This is a genomic window from Brevundimonas sp. (assembly GCF_027487935.1).
GTDB lineage: Bacteria > Pseudomonadota > Alphaproteobacteria > Caulobacterales > Caulobacteraceae > Brevundimonas.
This window is the reverse complement of sequence record NZ_JAIYCP010000005.1, coordinates 77,442-100,552: the sequence shown is the minus strand read 5'-3', so window position 1 is coordinate 100,552 and position 23,111 is coordinate 77,442. Positions and strand designations below refer to the sequence as shown.

Sequence of the window (23,111 nt, the reverse complement as noted above, 5' to 3'; positions counted from 1 at the left end):
CGAACCATGACCGCGCACAACTACACCCCGGCCTTTTCGCGCAACGACCAGAGCCCCATCGCCAAATGGTTCTGGACGATCGATCGCGGCCTGCTGGCGGCGGCCCTGACCCTGGTCGGGCTCGGTGTGGCGCTCAGTTTTGCCTCCAGCCCGGCCGCCATCCTCGCCGATGAGTCGATCTCGGACCCGTTCCACTATTCCTGGCGGATGATCGTCTGGGCCTCGGGCGGGACGGCGGCCATGCTGCTGGCCTCCCTTCTGTCGCCGCGCGGTGTTCGCCGGATCGCCCTTCTGGCCCTGCTCGGCGCCATCGTGGTCATGGCTGCCCTGCCGTTCATCGGCAATGAGGTGAAGGGGGCCGCGCGCTGGGTGAACCTGGGCCCGTTCAGCCTGCAGCCCTCTGAATTCGCCAAGCCGGGACTGATCGTCTTCGCCGCCTGGATGTTCTCGGAGGCGCAGAAGGGGCAGGGAGTGCCCGGGGTCTCCATCGCCTTCGCGGCCTGGGCCCTGTGCGTCGGCCTGATGCTGATCCAGCCCGACATCGGCCAGACCCTGCTGATCACCACCACCTTCATGGCCGTCTTCTTCATGGCCGGGGTGCCGCTGAAATGGGTGGCGGCCCTGGCGGCGGCGGGGGCGGGCGGGGTCGTGGGCCTGTATTTCGCCTTCAGCCATATGCGTGACCGGCTGAGCCGCTTCTTCTCGCCCGAGACCGCCGACACCCACCAGATTGACCGTGCCTCCGAGGCCATCCGCGCCGGGGGTCTGGTCGGGCGCGGGGTCGGCGAGGGGGTGATGAAACGCCACGTCCCCGATCTGCACACCGACTTCATCTATTCGGTCGGGGCCGAGGAGTTCGGGCTCGTTCTGTCGCTGCTCATGATCGGCCTCTATGCCTTCATCGTGGTGCGCGGGATGCGGCGGGCGATGAAGCTGACCGATCCGTTCGAACAGACCGGGGCGGCGGGGCTGTTCATGCTGATCGGCCTGCAGGCCTGTATCAATATCGCGGTGAACCTGAACCTGATCCCGACCAAGGGGATGACCCTGCCCTTCATCAGCTATGGCGGCTCGTCGATGCTGGCCATGGGGCTGACCATGGGGCTGGCCCTGGCCCTGACCCGACGTCGTCCCGGCGCCTATGAGCCGGGAACCAGCCTGCCGGATCGCGGGCGGATCTTGCCCTAACCACCCGGCTATCGTCATTCCGGCGAAGGCCGGAACCCAGCGGCGCGCGATAGCGCGAACCTGCCGGGAGCGGGTTCGCCTCCGACATTTCGCCTTTGGCGCCGCTGGGTCCCCCGGTCTCCCCCCGCTTTCGCGAGGGTCGCCGGAGGATGACGATAGCGGAAGGGAGTGGCGGGCGGGCGCGCCATCGGGCAAACACAGCCTATGAAATCCAGGGTCTGCGTCGTCGCCGCCGGGGGTACCGGCGGGCATATGTTCCCGGCCGAGGCGCTGGCACGCGAGCTGGCGCGGCGTGGCTGGCGGATCGTGCTGGCCACCGATCACCGGGGCGAGGCCTATGCCCAGGCCTTTCCGGCCGAGGCGCGGATCGCGCTGGACGCCGCGACCGGGCGCGGACCGATCGGCTTGGCGAAGGCGGGCGTGGCCATCGCGCGGGGCCTGTTCAAGGCGCGGTCGGCGCTGCAGCGGCTGGACGCGGCGGTGGTGGTGGGCTTCGGCGGCTACCCCTCGGCCCCGGCCCTGCTGGCGGCGCTGAGCCAGGGGCGGCCGACGTTGTTGCATGAGCAGAATTCGGTGCTGGGGCGGACCAACCGCTGGCTCAGCCCCTATGTCGGCGCGGTGGCGGCGTCCTTTCCGAACCTGCGGCTGGTGCCGTCGGGCGTCGAGGCGCGCGTCAGCCTGATCGGCAATCCGGTGCGGCCGGACATCCGCACCCTGTCCGACCGGCCTTATGCCGCCCCGAAGGCGCGCGGGCCCATCCATGTGCTGGTCACCGGCGGCAGCCAGGGCGCGCGCATTCTGTCCGAGGCGGTGCCGCAGGCCTTGGCCGCCCTGCCGGCCCCCTTGCGCAAGCGGTTGCGGGTGCAGCAGCAGTCGCGGCCCGAGATGCTGGAGACGGCACGGGCCATCTATGCCGCGGCCGGGATCGAGGCTGAGGTTGCGCCCTTCTTCGGCGACATGGCGCGGCGGCTGGCGACGACGCATCTGGTCATCGGCCGGGCCGGGGCCTCGACCTGTTCGGAGCTGGCAGTGGCGGCCCTGCCGTCGCTGCTGATCCCGCTGAAGATCGCCATGGACGACCACCAGCGCTTCAACGCCCTGAGCCTGGTCGAGGCCGGCGGGGCGGAAGTGGTGCTGGAGGATGAGGCGACGGTCGAGCGGCTGACGGCGGCGCTGCTGGCGCTGTTGAGCGATCCGGCACGGCTGGCGGCGATGAGTGCGGGCGCGCTGTCGGCGGCCCTGCCGGACGCGACCGTGGAACTGGCGGACATGGTTGAGGCGGTGGCGGGCTAGTCCACAGCCGCCAGATTCATCCGGCCATGGGCGACGGCCTCTTCCAGCGTCACGGCGTCGGTGTCGTAGTCGTCGGGGTTGCAGGCCGCGACCACCATTTCAAAGGCCTCGTCGCCCTGAACGGCGTCGAAGGGCGGCGCATCGTCGCGCGTGGCCGGGCCTTCCGCGCCGCCTTCGCGCACGGCCGCGAAATCCAGCCGGTCGACCTTGCCGTCTGCGCTGCAGTCGAATGACCACCATGACCAGCCGCCCCAGTACGCATTGCCGGCGGCGCGGAAATCGGGCTCGACCACCTGGAACACACGGATGCGGCCGCCGGATCCCTCCGGCTGAAGGCTGGCCAGGTCGGCATAGTGGGCGAACCGGTCGGCACCGAGGAAGACGAACCGGTGCGGCGGCTGGGCGGGCTGGGCGGACAGCAGCGACAGAAGGGTCAGGAACATGCGGCCATCGTAACCGGGCGTTGACCGGGACGGGAGTAGTTTGTCCGCATGGCCCGGTTCATGACTCTCGATTTCGCCGACGGCGACCGGCCGCAGATGCTGGCCCGGGTGCTGGACATGGCGCGCGGGGCCTATGGCTATGTGGTGACGCCCAATGTCGACCATGTGGTCAAGCTGATGGACGGCCGGGTGGGGCGCGAGGTCTATGAGGGGGCGGCGCTGAAGATCTGCGACAGCCGCATTCTCAGCCATCTGGCGCGGCTGCGGGGGGTGAGCCTGCCGGTCTATCCGGGTTCGGACATGACGGCCGACCTGCTGGCGTCATCGGCGGCGGAGGGGCTGACCATTGCCGTCTTCGGTCCCGACCGCGCGGCGTTCGACGATCTGGCCGCCCGTTATCCGCGCCAGACCCTGAAATATCTCGAGGCCCCCATGCTGACGCCCGGCACCCTTGGCTGGCGCGCCGCTGTCGGCCATGCCGCCGGGGCCGAGTGGGACGTGCTGCTGGCCTGCGTCTCCTTCCCGAAACAGGAGCTGTTCGCCCACGCCCTGAGGGCTGCGGGGCGGACTACGGGCGTGACCCTGTGCGTCGGAGCCTCGGTGGACTTCCTGACCGGCCGCCAGCAGCGGGCACCGCGCATCTTCCAGACGCTGTCGCTGGAATGGCTGCACCGCCTGCTGAGCCAGCCGCGCCGGATGTTCCGCCGCTATGTCATCGAAGGCCCGGCGATCTTGGGCTGGTTCCTCAGGACCGAGGTCATCGGGCGCTAGTTCCTCCCCCTTGGGGGAGGGGGACCATGCGAAGCATGGTGGAGGGGACTAATCGCCCGCTGCCCTACGGCTCGCCACCACGGCTCGCCGACCCGCTTCAGACAGGTCTGTCGGACATTGCGGAACGTCGCCGCCGTCAGAGGCCCACTCGTCCGGAGAGCCGAGCCATCGCGAGGTTCCCGCCGCTTCGTCCACTGCCTTCTGAAGGCTTCTGATCACGCCGGGCATGCCCACTTGGCGGCCAGCGGAATCCATCACCATCTTCTCCCGATCGCCGATCCGGACGCGGAGATGGATGTCTTCACTTTCGGCTATGTTGGAGACGTAGTGCTCGTCCAGCGAGAAGAAGTCCGCCTCCCTGAATTTCTGAACCAGGGCTTCAAAAGCCGCACGGCTGATACGTGCCTGATGAGGACCCAGCGCTTTGACGTGGCCCATCCCGCAGAAGTCGACCTCTCCGTCATTGTCGAGCGTCACCGAGTAAATTCCGTAGGGATCATAATTTCCGGCGCGCTCCAGGGTAATGCTCACCGCCTGACCTTCTGTATCGGGGAAGGGCACGTGACGGGTCGGCAGCCGTTCCGGCGGCGCGTTCAGCACCACCTGATATCCGCGGAATGGCCGACCGGACTCAGGCGCCGGCCACCGGGCGGCGAGCGCTGCCCTTGCTGCCCTGCCGCGGGCCGACGGGTCGAATCGGAACTCGAGCCCGTTAACAAGCGCGCGTGGCCGCCCCGCCGCATCGACAATGACTTCGTAGTAAATCATCCCTGGTTCGCAGCCCGGCTTGTCGCAATAGATCGTGACTTCCGGTCCCCAGCTGCTTGCGTCGTTCACGTGATCCGTTGGTCGGAGCAGCAGGGCCTGGGCCTCGAACGCGATACGTTCCCCGGCGAATACCAGCGTCGCAATGGTCACCGTACCCGCGATGAACAGACCGATCGGGAGCCGGATCCTCATGCCGCCACGATCTCTTCCGCCTGCTGCAGGTCCACACTCACCAACTGGCTCACCCCTCGCTCCGGCATGGTCACGCCGTAGAGGCGGTCCATGCGGCTCATGGTCACCGGATTGTGGGTGATGACGATGAAGCGGGTGTCGGTCCGCTTCCGCATCTCGTCGAGCATGCGGCAGAAGCGGTCGACGTTGGCGTCGTCCAGCGGGGCGTCGACCTCGTCGAGGACGCAGACCGGGGCCGGATTGGCGAGGAAGACGGCGAAGATCAGGGCCGCCGCCGTCAGGGCCTGTTCGCCGCCCGACATCAGGCTCATGACCGACAGCCGTTTGCCGGGCGGGCAGGCGTAGATCTCGAGGCCGGCCTCCAGCGGATCGTCGCTCTCGACCAGTTTCAGCTCGGCCTGGCCGCCGCCGAACAGGGCCTCGAACAGGCTCTTGAAATTGTCGTTGATGACATCGAAGGCGGCGATCAGCCGCTCGCGGCCCTCGGCGTTGAGCTCGTCGATGCCGTCGCGCAATTTGGCGATGGCGGTCGTGAGATCCGAGCGCTCGACCCTCATGGTCTGCAGCCGGTCGCCGTATTCGATGGCCTCTTCCTCGGCCAGCAGATTGACCGCGCCGAGGGCCTCGCGCTCGCGCTCAAGGCCATACAACAGGCTTTCGGCACCGGCGGCGTCGGGCGGGCGGGCGATGGCATCGTCGGTCAGCTTCTGGCCCAGCTCTTCCGGGGACATCTGGGCGGTTTCCCGGACATTGGCCTCGGTCTCGACCAGCCGTTCGGCGACGGCCTCGGCCCTTGCGGCCAGGCCGGCGCGGGCTTCGCGCGCTGAGGACGCCGTGGCTTCCGCGGCCCGCGCGGTCCGGTCGGCCTCGGTGGCCAGGCCTTCCGCCACCGCAAGGGCGTCACCGGCGGCCTTGCGCCGGGTCTCGGCGACGGTCAGGGCGTCGAGCAGGGATGAGCGCTGGGCGGCCAGCTGCTCGGGGGCCGTTGCGGCCGCCGTCAGCCGCGCCGCTGTCTTCTCAGCATCCTTCTCCAGCGCCGCGATCCGGGCCGTGGCGTCCTGTGCCCGCGCGGCCCAGCCGTCGCGTTCGCGGGTCAGGCCGTCCAGCCGCGCCTGACGGCCCGCGACCTCGCGCGCCTCGGCATCGCGTTCGACCCGGGCCGTGGCCGCCGCGCCACGCGCCGTGTCCGCCGCGGTCCGCGCCGTGGCCAGTTCGGCGCGCAGGCCGTCGAGGGTTTCGGACGGGGCGTCGGACCCTTGCGCCTCGGCAAGGGCCGCCCGGGCGGCCTCGACCTCGGTGGTCAGCCGGGTCAGGGTCTCATCGAGCGCCAGGGCCCGCGCCTCCTTGCGCGCCTGGTCGCGGCCGAGGCTTTCGAGCCGGTCGCGGGCGGCGGTCACGGCCTTGTCGAGCGGGAAGGGGGCGGCGCGGGCGGTCTTCACCGCCTCCTCGGCGGCGCGGAAGGCTTCGGTCGCGGCCTTGAGCGCGGTCTGGGTCTTGTCCAGCGCCGGCTTGCCGGCGTCGATCTCGGCCTCCAGCTCGGACAGGCGGGTGCGCTGGGCGAGGCGGACGGCGGCCGGACGCGGGGCCTCGGCGCGCTGGACGAAGCCGTCCCAGCGCCACAGGTCGCCCGCGACCGTGACCAGACGGGCCCCGACCGGCAGGGATCCGGAAAGTCGCTCTATCTCGCTCGCCGGGGCCACGCCGCAATGGGCGAGGCGGGCTTTCAGCTGATCGGGAGCGGAGACATGGGCGGCCAGGGGTTCGACGCCGGTCGGCCAGACAGGGGCGGGCACCTCTGCCCCGGCCCACCAGGTCGCGGCCCGCGAATCCAGCGCCGCATCCAGATCATCGCCGAGGGCCGCGGCCAGGGCTGCCTCATAGCCCTTGTCGGCCTTCACCCGGTCCAGTGCCGGTGGATACTCCCGTCGGCCCTGCATCAGCAGCTGGGCAAGGCCGCGCGCCTCCGTTTGCAGCCGGCCGAGACGGTCCTCTGCGGTCCGGGCGGCGGTGCGCGCCTCGGCCTCCCAACGGGCGCGGTCGCCGCGATCGGTCTCGGCGGCCTCGACCGCGGCGCGGGCGGTCGCCAGCTCGGCCCGGGCCGTTTCCAGCTCCGTTTTCGCCGCCTCGATCTCGGGCGTTTCCAGCGGCCCCAGCGCCGCGCGCTCGGCCTGTGTGGAAGCCAGCTGCGCCTCCGCCCGGGCCACCCGGGCCTCGGCGTCGCGCTTGCGGGCGCTTTCGGCATTGACCCGCGCCTCGACCGAGGCTGCGGCACCGGCGACGCGCTCGACCTCGGCGTCTGCGGCCTTGCGGGCGTCCTCGGCGACGGCGAGGGCGGCTTCCAGCTCCGGGCCGCGGGTCGGGGCCCCGGCGATCTCGGCGGTCAGGGTCTCCAGCGCCGTGCCCAGCCGGGCCAGTTCGTCCCCGGCGTCGCCGGCCATGGCCGTCTCGCGTCCGATGTCGGCGGCGATCCGGGCGGCCTCGGCCGTCAGGCGGTCGACCTCGGCCCGGGCGGCCTGCTCGGCCATGTCGAGCCGGTCGCGCTCAAGGCTGGCGCGGTGCAGCAGGGCTCCGGCGACGGCGTCCTCCTCGCGGGCCGGCTTCAGCGCCTCCTGCGCCGCCAGTGCCGCCGTCTGGGCCCGGCTTGAGGCGGCGGTCGCATCGCCGACGGCCCGCTCGGCGTCGGCCAGTTCCTGCGCCGCGGCCTCGGCGGCGATGCGGGCGTCGTTCCAGCGGACGAACAGCAGGGCCGCCTGCAGGGCACGGATCTCGGCGGAAATCTTCTTGTAGCGTTCGGCCTGCCGGGCTTCCCGCTTCAGCCGCGTCAGCGCGGTCTCGAGCTCGCGACCGATGTCGTCCAGACGGTCGAGGTTGGCCTCTGCCGCCTTCAGCCGCAGCTCGGCCTCGTGCCGGCGCGTGTGCAGGCCGGCGACGCCGCCGGCCTCCTCGAGAATGCGACGGCGGTTCTGTGGCTTGGCGGCGATCAGTTCACTGATCTGGCCCTGACGGACGAGGGCGGGGGAGTTGGCACCGGTCGAGGCGTCGGCGAACAGCAGCTGCACGTCGCGGGCCCGGACCTCCTTGCCGTTGATGCGGTAGGTCGAGCCCTGACCGCGGTCGATGCGGCGCGACACCTCCAGCATCGGACTGTCGGTGAAGGGTTGCGGGGCCCGGCGCTGGGCATTTTCGATGGTCAGCTGGACTTCGGCATGGTTGCGCGGCGGACGGTCGGCGGCACCGGCGAAGATCACATCGTCCATGCCCTGACCGCGCATGGCCTTGGCGGAGTTGGCCCCCATGACCCAGCGCAGGCCTTCGAGCACATTGGACTTGCCGCAGCCGTTGGGGCCCACGACACCGGTCAGCCCCGGCTCGATATGCACCTCGGCGGGGTCGACAAAGGACTTGAAGCCCACAAGTCGGAGGCGCTGGAACTGCATCGGCTCCTACGCCGTCACTGGCCTGCGGTGGCCGCCCGGATCGCGACCTCCAGCCCGCCCAGCGAGCGGTCCGTCACCTGACGTCCATTGACGAAGAAGGTCGGGGTGGAGTGGACGCCCGCCGCCTCGGCGCTGTCCATGTCGCGGGCGAGGGCAGCCTCGACCGCCGGGCTCGTGGCGCAGGCTTCGATCTGGGCCTGGGTGCGACCGCTGACAGCGATGGCCGGGCCATACCAGTCCTCACGGTTTCCGCCGCGGAGGACGGCGGACTGACCCCGCATCAGGACGGCGGCGACCTCGAAGAAGCGTTCGGGCGCGGCGCACCGGGCCAGGGCGGCCCCGGGAAGGGCGATCTCCTGGGGGTCGGTCGGCAGGTTGCGGAACACGAACCGGACCTTGCCGGTGTCGATGAAGCGGGTCTTGAAGCCCGGATAGACGAACTGGTGCCAGTCCGCGCAATGGTGGCAGGCGAACGAGGCGTATTCGATCACCGTCACCGGCGCGTCGGCGCGACCGATGCTGCGGTCCGCCGCTGTTACCGGGGCGAGCGTCTGACGGGCCTGGGCGGAATCCGACCCTGACGCGGAAGCCGCGACAGCGTGCGCCAGCAGCGCCAGCGTCAGGGTCAGAAAGAAGCGCCGCCGGTTGGTCACCAGGCTGATCAGCCCTTGGCCAGTTCGGCGTCGATGGCGCGCGACAGATCGGCCAGGGTCGCGCCTTCCGAGCCGGGCGAGACGATGGCGACGCCGTTGACGAAGAAGGCGGGCGTGCCGGTGACGCCGGCCTTGACGGCGGCCTCGCTGCGCGCCTCTGCAGCCTTCAGATTGTCAGGGTCCTTGATGCAGGCCTCGATCTGTTGATTGTTCAGACCGGCGCCGTTGCCCACCCGGAACAGGGTGTCGCGCGGATTGACCCCGGCCCGCCATTCATTCTGGCTGGCCATGATCCCGTGGATGACGTCGAAATATTTGTCCTCGCCGGCACAGCGGGCGATCATGAAGCCGGCGACCGCGACATTGGTCGGCGGCGTCGGCAGTTCACGGAAGACGTAGCGAACCTTGTTGGTGTCGACGTATTTGGCCTTGAACGCCGGCCAGACGGCTTCCTGCCACGACGCGCAGTGCGGGCAGGTGACCGAGGCGTATTCCACAACCGTGACCTTGGCACCTTCAGGTGCCCCGAGGGCCATGTCACCCTCGACCGACGATCCGGTTCCACCGCCGCAGCCCGAGAGCGTGGCCATGGCGGCAAGGGCCGCTGCGGTCATTGCCGCGCGGCGGCTCATGGCGGCGTATTTGGTCTGGGCGCTCATGGCGTCGTCCTCAACTGCGGGCGGGATTCTGAATAGCATCGCGCGATTCCCCACCGATACGCGCGCCTGATCACTTTCGAGAACAGAAACGGCGAAGTTTTGTCAACGGCCCGAACGGTCGCGGCCTTTTTCGGGATCGCCCAGAACCGCGCGGCCGAGCCGTTCCAGCGGCCCCTTCAGGCTGTCGGGTGCCCCGTCGAGGGCGGCTTTCAGATCGGCTTCCTCATGCGCAGCCAGCGGCTGGGCGGCGGGACGGCGTTTCGGTGCGGCCGCAAGGTCCGGGGGCGGCTTGACCGGTCCCTGGGCGATCCTGAGCCGGTCCACGCTGCCCGCGCCCAGGAACAGATTGACCCGGGCCAGTATGTCTTCGGACTGATGCTGCACCAGCAGGGCGGCGGGTCCGGCCACGCGCAGCTCCAGGGTTCCGCCGGCACCGCCCCGGCCCTTGGTCAATTTCTGCGGCCGGGTCACCCGCGCCAGCCGGTCGCCGACGATCTCGCGCCAGCGCGGTTCCAACGCGGTCGCGCCGCGGCCGAACCGGCCGTCCAGCTCCTTGATCAACGCCTGCAGGGCCCGGCCGGCCTTGGGCGCCGGGCGGGGTGCAGGGCGCGTGCGTCGGCGCGACAGGATTTCGCGGGCCTCGGCGTCTGTGGGCAGCGTGCGGCGCATTTGCGGTCTATAACGCGGTCGATGCGTTCCGTCCCCAATCCTGTGTCCGCCGTCCGCGCAGCCTTGCTGGAATGGTATGATCGCCACGGACGGGCGCTGGCCTGGCGCGCGCCGCCGGGAGCTCCGCCACCCGATCCCTATCGGGTCTGGCTGTCCGAGGTGATGCTGCAGCAGACCACCACCCCGCATGCGACGCCCTATTTCGAGACCTTTACCGCCCGCTGGCCCACGGTTTCAGACCTCGCCGCGGCGGACGACAGCGATGTGATGGCGGCCTGGGCGGGGCTCGGCTACTACGCCCGCGCGCGCAATCTGCTGGCCTGCGCCCGTGCCGTGGCCCGGGATCACGGCGGGGTGTTTCCCGATACGGAGGCCGGTCTGCTGGCCCTGCCCGGGGTCGGTGCCTATACCGCAGCCGCCGTGGCCGCCATCGCCTTCGGCCGCCCGGCCAATGTCGTCGACGGCAATGTCGAGCGCGTCATGGCGCGGCTGTTCGCGGTAGAGGCACCGCTGCCGGGAGCGAAGCCGGAACTCAGGCAGCTGGCCGGTTCGCTGGTGGCTGACGACCGTCCGGGCGACTGGCCGCAGGCCCTGATGGATCTGGGCGCGACGGTCTGCCGCCCCGGCAAGCCGCAGTGCGAGGCCTGCCCGCTGACCGAATGGTGCGCCGCCCATGCGTCCGGCCATCCGGAGCGCTGGCCGCTGAAGACGAAGAAGGCGGACCGTCCGCACCGCACCGGGATCGCCTGGGTCCTGCGCGACGGGCGGGGCCGGGTGGCGCTGGAGCGGCGGCCGGACAAGGGGCTGCTGGGCGGGATGACGGGGCTGCCGACGTCGGAATGGCGTGTCGGAACCGCAGAGGCCTCACCGCCCGTCGCCGCCGACTGGCGCGAAGCGGGCGCGATCGAGCACGTCTTCACCCATTTCTCGCTGACGCTGACCGTGCGTGTGGCGGAGGGCCAGGGGGATTTCGTCTGGACCGATCCCGATGAGGCGCTGGCGTCACTGCCGACGGTATTCAGGAAGGCGCTGGAGCGGGGGCTGGGCTGACGCCTACTGCATTCCTGCCCGTACCTCGGCGCGCAGGGCATCGATCGAGCGCAGGCCCTGATCGGTCCTGAACCGCCAGTAGGTCCAGCCGTTGCAGGCGGGCGCATTCTCGAACAGGGCCCCCAGCTTGTGGATCGAGCCGGTGAGTTCGCCGGCCACCAGCGAGCCGTCGGCCCGGACCCGGGCCTCGCGCTCGCCGCGCGGGCAGTAGAGCTTGTCGCCCGGCGACAGCAGGCCGGCCTCGACCAGGGCCCCGAAGGGTACCTTCACCTCGGCCTTGCGCGAGCCCATGACCACCAGATCCTCGGGCGCGGCGGGAATGACCGCCTTGATCCGCTTCTCGGCCACCTTGGCATAGGTCTCGTCGCGCTCGATGCCGATCCAGTGGCGGCCCAGCCGCTTGGCCGCCGCACCCGTGGTGCCGGTGCCGAAGAAGGGGTCCAGCACCACATCGCCGGGCCGGGTGGCGGCCATCAGCACGCGGTGCAGCAGGCCCTCGGGCTTCTGGGTCGGATGGGCCTTCTTGCCGTCGGCGTCCTTGATCCGCTCCTCGCCCGTGCACAGGGCCAGGGTCCAGTCGGACCGCATCTGGACGTCCTCATTGAAGGCCTTCAGGGCGTCGTAGTTGAAGGTATAGCGCTTCTGGTCCCGGCTCCGCGCCGCCCAGATCAGGGTCTCATGGGCATTGGTGAACCGCGTGCCCTTGAAGTTCGGCATGGGGTTGGACTTGCGCCAGATGATGTCGTTCAGGACCCAGAAGCCGAGGTCCTGGATCGCCGAACCGAGGCGGAAGACATTGTGATAGCTGCCGATCACCCAGATCGAGCCCTCGGGCTTCAGGATGCGGCGGCATTCCTTCATCCATTCGCGGGTGAAGGCGTCATAGGCGGCGAAACTGTCGAACTTGTCCCAGTCGTCGTCGACGGCGTCGACCTTCGAATTGTCCGGCCGCAGGAGGTCGCCGCCCAGTTGCAGATTATAGGGCGGGTCGGCGAAGACCATGTCGACACAGGCATCGGGCAGGGACCGCAGCACCTCGATGCAGTCGCCCCTCATGACGACATCGGTCTTCAGATCAGACATGGATACGCAGGCCCCGGACAGATTGAGGACCGAACGGTGAATCATTGCGGTTAAGGGCGGTTTAAGCGGACGGCAGACCGCGGGCCGTCAGTGACCGGCCAGGCCCGCAAACTTCCAGCCGAGGGTCTGACCGGCGTGGAACGGCACGACCTCGGTATCGGCGGCGATCATCATCTCCGGCACCTGGTGCGCGACCCGGTCGAGCCGGATCCGGTCCTCGTTCAGGGGCAGGCCGTAGAAGCGCGGGCCATTCTCGGAGGCGAAGGCCTCGAGGTAATGCAGGGCCCCCTCTTCCTCGAAGGTCCGGGCATAGCTTTCGATCGCGAACGGGGCGTTGAAGATGCCGGCGCAGCCACAGGCCGATTCCTTGGCCCCGACGGCATGGGGGGCGGAGTCGGTGCCGAGGAAGAACCGGTCCGAACCCGAGGTCGCCGCCCGGCGCAGGGCGAGGCGATGCACTTCCCGCTTGGCCACCGGCAGGCAGTAGAAATGCGGGCGGATCCCGCCCTGGAACATGGCGTTGCGGTTGAAGTCGAGGTGGTGCGGCGTGATCGTCGCGGCGACATTCGCCCCGGCGGTCTCGACAAAGGCCACGGCATCGGCGGTGGTGATGTGTTCGAACACCACCTTCAGGGCCGGGAAATCGGCGATGATCCGGGTCAGGATGCGGTCGATGAACACCGCCTCGCGGTCGAAGATGTCGACATGGGAGTCCGTCACCTCACCATGGACCAGAAGCGGCATGCCGATCTGCTGCATGACCTCGAGAACCGGATAGATCCGGCGGAAGTCGGTCACGCCGTGGCTGGAGTTGGTCGTGGCATTGGCCGGATAGAGTTTGCAGGCGGTGAAGACACCCGCCGCAAAGCCGCGCCCGACCTCGGCTGCGTCGATATCGTCGGTCAGGTAGCAGGTCATCAGGGGGGTGAAGACCGTTCCCGGCTCGACCGCCGCCAGGATGCGTGCGCGATAGGCCTCGGCAGCCGCCACGGTGGTCACCGGCGGGGCCAGGTTTGGCATGACGATGGCGCGGGCAAATTGGCGGGCCGTATAGTTGACGACCGAGCCCAGCATGGCCCCGTCGCGCAGGTGCACATGCCAGTCGTCAGGCCGGCGGATGACCAGTCCGGTGCCGGTGGCCGGGGGCGTCGCGACCGCCGTTGCGGTTTCAGAGAGCGTCATCGGGCTGTTCCTTGGCGGACCTTGCCGGTGTCCATCGCGTCGCCGCGCGGGCTGGATCCGGTCCCCTGCGCATAGCGGCAGACGGGCCCGCTCGTCCAGTTCGCCGCCTGCGGGTGCCGACTGTGCCGCACCCCGTTGCGGAGCCGCTACATCCGCTCACGCTTTGTTACAGTCCCGGCCTCGCCTTCGCGGGCGCAGCACGTTAGTCAGGCCGGACAAGACGAGACTTCAGGGACCAGGCGATGACTCAGTGGGTGTACGGCTTCGGTGGGGGCTCTGCCGACGGCGATGCGTCGATGAAGAACCTGCTCGGCGGCAAGGGGGCCAACCTCGCCGAGATGTCGTCGCTCGGCCTGCCGGTGCCGCCGGGCTTCACCATCACGACGGAAGCCTGCGTCCACTATTATTCGAACGGCCAGACCTATCCCGAGGCCCTGGCCGCCCAGGTCGCCGTCGGGCTGAAGACCGTCGAGGCGGTCGTCGGCAAGACCTTCGGCGATGCGAGGAATCCGCTGCTGGTCTCGGTCCGGTCGGGGGCCCGCGCCTCCATGCCGGGGATGATGGACACGGTCCTGAACCTCGGCCTGAACGATGAGACCGTTGAAGGCCTTGCCGCCCTGTCCGGCGACCGCCGCTTCGCCTTCGACAGCTACCGCCGCTTCATCACCATGTATTCCAGCGTCGTGCTCGGCCTGAGCCATGACGATTTCGAGGAGGTGCTGGACGACCACAAGGACCGGCTGGGCGTTACCATCGACACTGACCTGAGCGCCTCGGACTGGGAAAAAGTCGTCGCCGACTACAAGGCCGTGGTCGAGGACCGGCTGGGTCACGCCTTCCCGCAGGACCCGCATGACCAGCTCTGGGGGGCCGTCTCGGCCGTCTTTGCCAGCTGGATGAACGACCGGGCCAAATTCTATCGCCGCATGCACGACATCCCCGAGAGCTGGGGCACGGCGGTCAATGTCCAGTCCATGGTCTTCGGCAATATGGGCGAGACCTCGGCCACGGGCGTCGCCTTTACCCGCAATCCCTCGACCGGCGAAGCCCGGCTGTACGGCGAGTTCCTGATCAATGCCCAGGGCGAGGACGTCGTCGCCGGCATCCGCACGCCCCAGTCGCTGACGAAGGCGGGCCGGGAAGAGATGGGCGAGACCGCCCCCTCGATGGAGGAGGCCATGCCGGTCGTCTTCGGCGAATTCGTCGAAGTCATCGGCCGGCTGGAAAGCCACTACCGCGACATGCAGGACATCGAGTTCACGGTCGAACAGGGCCGCCTCTGGATGCTGCAGACCCGCAACGGCAAGCGGACAGCCAGGTCGGCGCTGAAGATCGCGGTCGATCTGGCCGCCGAGGGGGTGATCTCCGAGGAGGAGGCCGTCGCCCGGGTCGAGCCGTCGGCGCTCGACCAGCTGCTGCACCCGACGCTGGATCCGAAAGCCAGCCGTACCGTGGTGGCGTCCGGCCTGCCGGCCTCGCCCGGCGCGGCGACCGGCAAGATCGTTTTCGACGCCGATGAGGCCGAGCGGCTGTCGCAGCTGGGCGACGCCGTCATCCTGGTGCGCGAGGAGACCTCGCCGGAAGACATCCACGGCATGCATGCGGCCCGCGGCATCGTCACGGCGCGCGGCGGCATGACCAGCCACGCCGCCGTCGTGGCGCGCGGCATGGGGCGTCCCTGCGTCTGCGGCATCAATGAGCTGTCGATCGACGACAGGGCCGGGACCTTCACCGCCCGTGGCCGCACCTTCAGGGCCGGCGAGATCATCACCATCGACGGCTCGAAGGGCGAGGTGCTGGACGGGGCCGTGGCCATGATCGAGCCGGAGCTGACCGGCGACTTCCAGACCCTGATGGCCTGGGCCGACAAGGTCCGCCGCCTGAAGGTGCGCGCCAATGCCGAGACGCCGCTGGATGCGAAGACGGCGCGCGGCTTCGGCGCCGAGGGTATCGGCCTGTGCCGGACCGAGCACATGTTCTTCGACGACGCCCGCATCGCCGCGGTGCGCGAGATGATCCTGGCCGATGACGAGGCCGGTCGCCGTGCGGCGCTGGCCAAGATCGCGCCGTTCCAGAAGGCCGATTTCGTTGAACTGTTCACCATCATGGCCGGCCTGCCGGTCACCGTGCGCCTGCTCGACCCGCCGCTGCACGAGTTCATCCCCCACACCGAAGCCGAGATCGATGCGCTCGCGGTGACGCAGGGGCTCGACGCCGCCAAGCTGAAGCGGCGGGCGAAGGAACTGCACGAGACCAACCCCATGCTCGGCCACCGGGGTTGCCGGCTGGGCGTCGCCTATCCCGAGATCTATGAGATGCAGGTCCGCGCCATTCTCGAGGCGGCCCTGCAGGTGAAACAGACCGCGGCCGAGGCCCCCATCCCGGAGATCATGCACCCGCTGGTCGCCCTCGGGCTGGAGATGAAATATCTGCGCGAACTGACGGACCGCACCGCCGAGGCCGTCTTCGCCGGGGCCGGCGACCGGGTCGAATACCTTGTCGGCACCATGATCGAACTGCCGCGCGCGGCCCTGCGTGCCGCCGACCTGGCCGAATACGCCGAGTTCTTTTCCTTCGGCACCAATGACCTGACCCAGACCACCTTCGGCATCAGCCGCGACGATTCCGGCCGCTTCCTGCAGGCCTATATGGACAAGGGCATCTTCGAGACCGATCCGTTCGTCCGTCTGGACCAGGATGGGGTCGGCGACCTGATCCGCATCGCCGCCGAACGCGGCGGGGCGGCGCGTCCGGGCATCAAGATGGGCATCTGCGGGGAACACGGCGGCGACCCGTCGTCGATCGCCTTCTGCGAAGAGGTCGGCCTCGACTACGTCAGCTGCTCACCCTACCGCGTGCCGATCGCCCGGCTGGCGGCGGCCCAGGCGGCACTGGTGTCGCGCGGGGGAGAGGCGCGCGAGAAGGACCGTTAGGTCGTCCAACCCCTGTGTCAGGCGACGCCGGGTTGCAGGGCCCAGCGCATCGAGCCTTCGCCGAAGGGTTTGAAGAACAGGTCGCGGTAGCGTTCGAAGACCTCGACGATCGCGTTGGCCAGATCCTGTCCGACGCTCTCGCCGCGCTGGCGCTTCATCGCCGCCACGCACTGGACCACGTCGCGCTGATGGGCCGAACCGCCCATGCGTTTGAGCACCGCGGCGATGTCCTGCGCCAGCGGATCGATCGGTTTCGCCCAGGGATTGGTGCTCTGGGTCATGCGGAATGCCCCCTTGTTCTCGACACTGCGGCTCCGCTCGCAAAATCTCGTGGCGGATGCAAGGCGGAGCTCGAATTCGTGATCATTGCAGAGGCCCTTGAGACCGGGCCGGGTCAGTTGAAGAGGAAATTCATCACGTCGCCGTCCTTGACGACATAGGACTTGCCCTCGGCGCGGAGCTTGCCGGCCTCGCGGGCCTTCGCCTCGCCCCGCAGCGCCACGAAGTCGTCGAAGGCGATGGTCTCGGCGCGGATGAAACCCTTTTCGAAATCGGTGTGGATCACGCCCGCCGCCTGGGGGGCCGTGGCGCCGATCGGAATGGTCCAGGCGCGCGCCTCCTTGGGGCCCACGGTGAAATAGGACTGCAGGCCCAGCAGGGCATAGGCCTCGCGGATCAGACGGTTCAGGCCGGGCTCGGCGAGGCCGAGGCTTTCCAGGAATTCGGCCTGTTCGGCGGGGTCCAGAACGGCCAGTTCGGAATCGATCTTGGCCGAGATGACCACGGCCTTGGCATTGTCGGCGGCGGCGCGGGCGGCGACCTGTGCGGACAGTTCATTGCCCTTGTCTGCCGAGTTCTCGTCGACGTTGGAGACATAGAGGGCGGGCAGGGAGGTCAGCAGCTGCAACATGTGCCAGGCCTTCTGGTCTTCCTTGTCGACCTGGACGACCCGGGCGGGCTTGCCGGCGCGCAAGGGCGTCAGGGCCATGTTGATCAGGCGCAGGGTGGTCTGGGCCTCCTTGTCGCCGCCCTTGGCCTTCTTCTCGACGTTGACCACGCGCTTCTCGAGGCTTTCGAGGTCGGCCAGCATCAGTTCGGTCTCGATGATCTCGAGATCGCTGATCGGGTCGATGCGGTTTTCGACGTGGGTGATGTCGTCATCGATGAAGCAGCGGGCGACGAAGGCCACGGCGTCGCAGTCGCGGATGTTGGCCAGAAACTGGTTGCCCAGGCCCTCGCCCTTGGACGCGCCGCGCACCAGGCCGGCGATGTCGACGAAGGTGATCCGCGACGGAATGATCTCCTTCGAGCCGGCGATCTCCGCCAGGACGTCCAGGCGCGGCTCCGGGACCGCCACATCCCCGGTGTTCGGCTCGATGGTGCAGAACGGATAGTTGGCAGCCTGCGCCGCCGCCGTCCGGGTCAGGGCGTTGAACAGGGTGGACTTGCCGACATTGGGCAGGCCGACGATCGCGACTTTCAGGGCCATGGTCTTGGGGAGCTTTCGAGTGAGCGCGAGCCTTTAGCCCGTCGCGACCGGTTTGTCAGGCTCGGGTGTCAATGAGCGGCGGGCGCGGCCGCGTGATCGCCTTCGGGCGCAGCCGGCTGGCCGACCGTCGCCGTCACCTCGACCGGCGGCGAGGCCTCGAAGGTCAGGGTCAGGGCAACGGTATCCCCCGCCACCAGCGGCTCCTTGACGCCCAGCAGCATCAGATGATTGCCGCCCGGCGCGAGGGCGACGGTCTCGCCGGCGGGCAGGGGCAGGCCCTCCTTCAGCTCGTTCATCATCATCATGCCGCTCTCGATCCGGCTCTCGTGGATCTGGACCAGATTGGCGGCGGGGCTGGCGACGCTGACCAGCCGGTCGGCGGTCGTCGTGGTCAGGGTCAGGTAACAGCCCGTCATCTGGCGCCCCACCGGCGTCGGCCGGCAGATGGCTCCGGCGACCTCGACGGTTGAAGTTGCCCCGGACTCCGTCCCACCGGGACTGCAGGCGGACAGGGTTAGCAAGGCGAGGGCGAGCGCGAGGCGCGGGGTGCGGGTCATCGGATCAGGCCTTTGTGGCGGCGGTCGGTTTCGTCCCGGCCGTACAGGCGGGACGGCGGGGAGGGAAGGGCGGCTAATCGCCCCGCGCCGCCTTCTCCGCGGCCTGACGGGGGCTGAATTTGGGGGCGGGGGCCAGGCGCATGACTTCGGCCTGGTAGCGGTCGTCGTCGTCGGCGAGGGCGAAGGGCAGGGCACCGGCGACGGCGTCGAGCATGGGCTCCAGCCAGGTCAGGTCGGCCTTGTGGAAGTCGCTCAACACATGGCCGTGCACCAGTTCGGGCGCGCCGGGGTGGCCGACGCCCATGCGGGCGCGGCGGAAGTCGGCGCCCAGCTGGCTGATCAGGCTGCGCACGCCGTTCTGGCCGGCTGCCCCGCCACCGGTCTTCATGCGGAAGCGGCCGGGGGCCAGGTCGATCTCGTCATGGAAGACGATGACCGCGCCGGGCTGGACCTTGTAGAAGCGCGCCGCCTCAGCCACGGCCCGGCCGCTCTCGTTCATGAAGGTCTGGGGCTTCATCAGCAGGACCTTGACCGGCCCGGCGGCGGTGGCGACCTCGCCCTCGCGGATCACCGACTGGAATTTGGCCCGCTCGGGCCCGAACGACCAGCGCCGCGCGATCTCGTCGGCGGCCATGAAGCCGATGTTGTGGCGGTTGCCCTGATATTTGGGACCCGGATTGCCCAGGCCGGCGATGATGATCATGGGGCGAGGTCCGGATAAGGAAACGGCCCCGTCCGTTTCCGGAAGGGGCCGTTCCAGTAGCATCTGGTGGGAAGGCGATCAGCCCTCGGCGGAGCCTTCGGCATCGGAGCCGTCGGCCGCGGCCGAGACGGCAGCCGAGGACGACTTGATCAGGGCGATCACGAAGTCACGGTCGGTGATGACGGGCGCGACGTCCGCGGGAGCCTTGAGGTCCGCCCAGCGGATGGTGTCGCCCATCTTGTGGCCGGCCAGGTCGACGATCAGGTCTTCCGGGATGTGATCCGCGCGGACCTTCACCTCGACGGCGTGACGGACGACTTCCAGCACGGCACCCTGACGGAAGGCCTCGCACTTGTCCTGGTTGATGAAGTGGACCGGGACCTCGATCTTGATGGTCTGGGTCTCATCGACCCGCATGAGGTCGAAATGCAGCGGGCGGTCGGTGACCGGGTCGAACTGGACATCGCGCGCGATGACCGGCTGCGATTCCGTGCCGTATTTCAGCGTCACCAGGTGACCCAGCAGCTTGCCGGTGTAGAGCGACTTGCGGAAGTCGCGCTCGTTCACCGAGATGGCCACGGGGGCCTTGTCGCCGCCGTACAGCACGCCCGGGACCATGCCAGCGCGGCGCGCGGCGCGAGCGCCACCGGTGCCGACGCCACTACGGACGTCCACGTTCAGAATGATCTCGGCCATCGCCTCGCCTCAACAACACAAACGCCGCGCTGACCAGTCAGCCTTCGCGGCGGGGTCTCGGGACCCTGAATTCAAGAGCGCGGGTCATTACACGCCAACCGGCGCGGACGCAACCGCTCCCGACGTCATTGCGACGCCGGAGTGGAAACCTGCGTCAGCGGCCGTTGTTCAGGGCCGCAGCCGCCGCCTCGGCGACGGGCGTCTGCACCGGGGCGGAATCAGCGGCACCACTCGCGACCGACGTCGGCGAGACCTCGGCTGGGACCGGGGTGATGTTCTGGGCGGTGCAGGTGGCGAGGTCACGCGCCACATGGCGGCCGACGCAGAACATGTCCTCATAGCTGGGCCTTGAGGCGGCGAGGCACTGGAACAGCATAAGCTTGGACATGTTGAGGCAGAATTCGCTGTTCTGCTCGACGGTCAGGGCCTCGGTATTGGCCCGGGCGTCCTCGCCACCGGCCCCCAGTGCCGCCAGGGCGGCCACAGCCAGCGACCGGGTGACCGCCGGGGTATAGGGCGGCCCCGAGCGGGCCGGGTTCAGCGCCAGGCCGGTGCCCGAGTTGGCCGCGGCGAACAGACGGGCCGATTCCTCGGCCGAAGGCAGCATCTGGACGGCTGACAGGGCCTTGGCACCCTCCAGACGCCGGACGCGATCGGTGATGTGGGCCGTGGCCCAGCGGCGGCGGGGGTCGTTGCGGGCCTGGATGGTGTAGGCGTCCTGCTCGACGGCGTCCGCGATCAGCAGCATGGCCGCGGAATCGCGACCGATGGTGTCGACGATCAGACCGGCGGCGGCATCGGCGCCCGGCAGATTGGCGGCATAGGCGGGGTCGGCGATGATCCTGGCGATGATATCGCTGCGGACGGCCGGATCGGCGGCAAGGGCGCGGACGCCCTGGACGAACTCCGGCGACTGCAGGGCGAGGATCGAGCCATAGGCGATCATGCCGCGCGACAGCTGGGCCGGTTCATAGGCGGCACCCCTGCGGATGGCCGCCTGGATCGCCTCGGCGCTGGTAAACCCGGCCTGGATGGAGCTGGCCTCGCGCATGAAGGCGACATAGATGGAGGCCGCCTGGGCCACGCCCTCGTTCAGGCTGACGGGCGGCGGCGGGGCATGGACCACGACCGGCGGAGGGGGCGGTGCGGGGGCGGGTTCCGGCTCCGGAGTGGCGCAACTGGCCAGAAGGGCGGCGACGGCAACGGCCGCCAAGGAAAAGCCGCGACGCGGAAGGGCCTGAAGCATGCGAAATCCTCACAACGAAGCACGGCGCCGCGAGGCACCGGGGTTCCAAGCCCTTATAACGCGTGGAGAAGCGTTTTCCGACCGTTAATCGAACAGCTTGGAAACAGACTCTTCATTGGCGATTCGCCGGATCGCCTCTCCGATCAGCGGGGCGACGGAAACCGTCCGGATTTTTCCGCAGCTCAGGACTTCATGGGGCTGCTCGATGGAGTCCGTGATCACCAGCTCCTTCAACGGACCGTCGGTGATCCGCTGAACCGCCGGGCCCGAGAGGACGCCGTGGGTGATATAGGCCGAGACCTCGGTCGCGCCCTTTTCCATCAGGGCCTTGGCGGCATTGACCAGGGTGCCGCCGGAATCGACGATGTCGTCGAACAGGATGCAGCGGCGGCCCTGGACGTCGCCGATGATGTTCATGACCTCGCTTTCGCCGGCCCGGGCGCGGCGCTTGTCGACGATCGCCAGATCGGCATCGAGGCGGGAGGCCAGCGAGCGGGCGCGAACCACGCCGCCGACGTCGGGCGAGACGATCATCAGGTCGCCGCCGCGCGGATAGTGATCCTTGATGTCCTGGGCCAGCACAGGCGTGGCGACGAGATTGTCGGTCGGGATGTCGAAGAAGCCCTGGATCTGGCCGGCGTGCAGATCCATGGTCAGGACCCGGTGCGCCCCGGCCCGGGTGATCATGTTCGCCACCAGCTTGGCCGAGATCGGCGTCCGGCCGCCGGTCTTCCGGTCCTGCCGGGCATAGCCGAAATAGGGCATGACCGCCGTGATCCGCCGCGCCGACGCCCGCACCAGGGCGTCGGTCATGATCAGCAGCTCCATCAGATTGTCGTTGGCCGGATAGCTGGTCGACTGGATGATGAAGACATCCTCGCCGCGGACGTTTTCCTCGATCACGGCGAAGACCTCATTGTCGGCGAACCGTTTCACCTGGGCCTTGGTCAGGGGCATGTCGAGGTGGGCCGCAATGGCCTGGGACAGGGTCCGGTTGGAGTTGCCAGAGAGCAGCTTCATGTCCGGTCATCCTTTCGCCGTCATCGCCGGGCTGAGAATGGATCCTCGGCGCTGGCGCGCTTCATACCAGTGGATGGCCCGGCCACAAGGCGCGGCGCGCCTTTTTGGCGTTCTTCTTCGCGGATTGGCGTGGGCAGGTTCGCTGGTGTAGAGATCGCCTCTCGTTTTCCGGGGGCGCCGACGGGTCCACGCCCGCCGGCATTTCAAGTTGAGGTCGTCCTTGCCTGCTTCCAAATTCCGTTCCGGCCTGGTCCTGGCCACGGTGGCTGTGTCGGCCCTGACGCTCTCGGCCTGCGGTGCCCGCACCGATCGTCCCCGTCTGGCCTATGAAGAGCGGCCGGTCGAGGCGCTCTACAACACGGGCTACCAGCGCCTGCAGAGCAAACGCTGGGCCGATGCGATCGACTATTTCCAGGAGGTCGAGCGCCAGCATCCGTATTCGGAGTGGTCGCGTCGTTCGATCCTGATGCAGATCTACGCCTATTATCAGAACAACAACTACGCCGAGGCCATCGCCGCCTCGGACCGGTTCATCCAGCTGTTCCCCGGCAATCCCAGCGCGCCCTATGCCTTCTACATGAAGGCCCTGTGCAATTTCGAACAGATCACCGACGTGGGCCGCGACCAGGGCTATGCCCAAGCGGCGCTGGACGGGCTCAAGGATGTGCAGCGCCGTTACCCCGGCACCTCCTATGCCATCGACGCCACGGTCAAGATCGACATGGTCAATGACCAGCTGGCGGGCAAGGAAATGGCCATCGGCCGCTACTACCAGCGCGCCGGCCAGCCGCTGGCGGCGATCAACCGCTACAAGGCGGTGATCGACAACGAAGCCTACCAGCGCACCTCGCACACGCCCGAGGCCCTGTTCCGCCTGGTCGAGGTCAATCTGGTGCTCGGCCTCAAGGAAGAGGCGACCCGCAACGGTGCCGTGCTGGGCTTCAACTATCCGGGCAGCCCCTGGTACGCCGAGGCCTATGCCCTGCTGTCCGAGGACGGCCGCACGCCCGAGGTGGCTCCGACCGCCCAGCGCGAAAGCTGGCTGCGCCGGATCATTCCGGGCTGATCGGACCTTGACC

The 23,111-nt window shown here is 68.9% G+C and carries 21 protein-coding genes; 6 read left to right on the top strand and 15 right to left on the bottom strand.

The annotated features are described in order from the left end of the window. Positions 1–6 precede the first annotated feature (6 nt). Together Q0053_RS02615 and murG are read left to right on the top strand one after the other, a co-directional pair. Entirely contained in the window at positions 7–1,188 is a 1,182-nt protein-coding gene (locus Q0053_RS02615; RefSeq protein WP_298095608.1) for an FtsW/RodA/SpoVE family cell cycle protein, read from the top strand. A 204-nt stretch (positions 1,189–1,392) separates the two neighbouring features. Then, the gene (gene murG, locus Q0053_RS02610; RefSeq protein ID WP_298095605.1) at positions 1,393–2,481 is read left to right on the top strand and encodes an undecaprenyldiphospho-muramoylpentapeptide beta-N-acetylglucosaminyltransferase; all 1,089 of its coding nucleotides are present in this window, start codon (positions 1,393–1,395) and stop codon (positions 2,479–2,481) included. On the opposite strand, the gene Q0053_RS02605 is transcribed toward murG, so the two are convergent. Continuing rightward, a complete protein-coding gene (locus Q0053_RS02605; protein ID WP_298095603.1) occupies positions 2,478–2,924 on the bottom strand; it encodes a hypothetical protein in 447 nt (148 codons plus the stop codon). The two genes, murG and Q0053_RS02605, sit on opposite strands and share 4 nt — an antisense overlap. A gap of 60 nt (positions 2,925–2,984) precedes the next feature. Here Q0053_RS02605 and Q0053_RS02600 point away from each other — a divergent pair, with 60 nt between their 5' ends. Beyond that, positions 2,985–3,695 carry a WecB/TagA/CpsF family glycosyltransferase gene (locus Q0053_RS02600; RefSeq protein WP_298095601.1) on the top strand — a complete coding sequence of 237 codons (711 nt, stop codon included), beginning with the start codon at positions 2,985–2,987 and terminating at the stop codon, positions 3,693–3,695. Between the two features lie 48 nt (positions 3,696–3,743). Here the strand turns inward: Q0053_RS02600 and Q0053_RS02595 are convergent, their stop codons facing one another. From Q0053_RS02595 to Q0053_RS02575, 5 genes are all read right to left on the bottom strand, one after another. Beyond that, positions 3,744–4,655, bottom strand: a complete 912-nt coding sequence (locus Q0053_RS02595) for a DUF6438 domain-containing protein (RefSeq protein WP_298095599.1) — start codon at positions 4,653–4,655, stop codon at positions 3,744–3,746. Beyond that, positions 4,652–8,092, bottom strand: a complete 3,441-nt coding sequence (gene smc, locus Q0053_RS02590; RefSeq protein ID WP_298095597.1) for a chromosome segregation protein SMC — start codon at positions 8,090–8,092, stop codon at positions 4,652–4,654. Before smc ends, Q0053_RS02595 begins: the two co-directional genes overlap by 4 nt. 14 nt (positions 8,093–8,106) lie before the next feature. Beyond that, positions 8,107–8,745 carry a DsbA family protein gene (locus Q0053_RS02585; RefSeq protein ID WP_298095595.1) on the bottom strand — a complete coding sequence of 213 codons (639 nt, stop codon included), beginning with the start codon at positions 8,743–8,745 and terminating at the stop codon, positions 8,107–8,109. 8 nt (positions 8,746–8,753) lie between these two features. Beyond that, positions 8,754–9,404, bottom strand: coding sequence for a DsbA family protein (locus tag Q0053_RS02580; RefSeq protein ID WP_298095592.1), 651 nt, complete (start codon positions 9,402–9,404; stop codon positions 8,754–8,756). 102 nt (positions 9,405–9,506) lie between these two features. Next, positions 9,507–10,073 (bottom strand): DUF721 domain-containing protein, encoded by a 567-nt coding sequence (locus tag Q0053_RS02575; protein ID WP_298095589.1) that lies wholly within the window; start codon positions 10,071–10,073, stop codon positions 9,507–9,509. Positions 10,074–10,094: 21 nt separating this feature from the next. On the opposite strand from Q0053_RS02575, the gene mutY reads away from it, so the two are divergent. Further along, positions 10,095–11,123 (top strand): A/G-specific adenine glycosylase, encoded by a 1,029-nt coding sequence (gene mutY, locus Q0053_RS02570; protein WP_298095586.1) that lies wholly within the window; start codon positions 10,095–10,097, stop codon positions 11,121–11,123. Between the two features lie 3 nt (positions 11,124–11,126). On the opposite strand, the gene Q0053_RS02565 is transcribed toward mutY, so the two are convergent. Together Q0053_RS02565 and pyrC are read right to left on the bottom strand one after the other, a co-directional pair. After that, positions 11,127–12,206, bottom strand: coding sequence for a site-specific DNA-methyltransferase (locus Q0053_RS02565; RefSeq protein WP_298095584.1), 1,080 nt, complete (start codon positions 12,204–12,206; stop codon positions 11,127–11,129). A gap of 87 nt (positions 12,207–12,293) precedes the next feature. Next, positions 12,294–13,388, bottom strand: a complete 1,095-nt coding sequence (gene pyrC, locus Q0053_RS02560) for a dihydroorotase (protein ID WP_298095582.1) — start codon at positions 13,386–13,388, stop codon at positions 12,294–12,296. A 242-nt stretch (positions 13,389–13,630) separates the two neighbouring features. On the opposite strand from pyrC, the gene ppdK reads away from it, so the two are divergent. Continuing rightward, positions 13,631–16,321, top strand: a complete 2,691-nt coding sequence (gene ppdK, locus Q0053_RS02555; RefSeq protein WP_298095580.1) for a pyruvate, phosphate dikinase — start codon at positions 13,631–13,633, stop codon at positions 16,319–16,321. Positions 16,322–16,338: 17 nt separating this feature from the next. Here ppdK and Q0053_RS02550 read toward each other — a convergent pair whose 3' ends face one another. The 7 genes from Q0053_RS02550 to Q0053_RS02520 form a co-directional block, all read right to left on the bottom strand. Continuing rightward, entirely contained in the window at positions 16,339–16,602 is a 264-nt protein-coding gene (locus tag Q0053_RS02550; protein WP_298095579.1) for a hypothetical protein, read from the bottom strand. 113 nt (positions 16,603–16,715) lie between these two features. Next, positions 16,716–17,810, bottom strand: a complete 1,095-nt coding sequence (gene ychF / locus Q0053_RS02545; RefSeq protein ID WP_298095577.1) for a redox-regulated ATPase YchF — start codon at positions 17,808–17,810, stop codon at positions 16,716–16,718. Positions 17,811–17,878: 68 nt separating this feature from the next. Next, positions 17,879–18,367 (bottom strand): copper chaperone PCu(A)C, encoded by a 489-nt coding sequence (locus tag Q0053_RS02540; RefSeq protein ID WP_298095576.1) that lies wholly within the window; start codon positions 18,365–18,367, stop codon positions 17,879–17,881. Between the two features lie 73 nt (positions 18,368–18,440). Continuing rightward, complete coding sequence (gene pth, locus Q0053_RS02535) at positions 18,441–19,070, bottom strand: aminoacyl-tRNA hydrolase (RefSeq protein ID WP_298095573.1); 630 nt, start codon at positions 19,068–19,070, stop codon at positions 18,441–18,443. 78 nt (positions 19,071–19,148) lie between these two features. After that, complete coding sequence (locus Q0053_RS02530; RefSeq protein WP_298095571.1) at positions 19,149–19,766, bottom strand: 50S ribosomal protein L25/general stress protein Ctc; 618 nt, start codon at positions 19,764–19,766, stop codon at positions 19,149–19,151. A gap of 154 nt (positions 19,767–19,920) precedes the next feature. After that, a complete protein-coding gene (locus tag Q0053_RS02525) occupies positions 19,921–21,012 on the bottom strand; it encodes a hypothetical protein (RefSeq protein WP_298095569.1) in 1,092 nt (363 codons plus the stop codon). 84 nt (positions 21,013–21,096) lie between these two features. Further along, entirely contained in the window at positions 21,097–22,032 is a 936-nt protein-coding gene (locus Q0053_RS02520) for a ribose-phosphate pyrophosphokinase (protein WP_298095566.1), read from the bottom strand. Between the two features lie 208 nt (positions 22,033–22,240). On the opposite strand from Q0053_RS02520, the gene Q0053_RS02515 reads away from it, so the two are divergent. Continuing rightward, complete coding sequence (locus Q0053_RS02515; protein WP_298095563.1) at positions 22,241–23,098, top strand: outer membrane protein assembly factor BamD; 858 nt, start codon at positions 22,241–22,243, stop codon at positions 23,096–23,098. Positions 23,099–23,111: the final 13 nt, after the last annotated feature.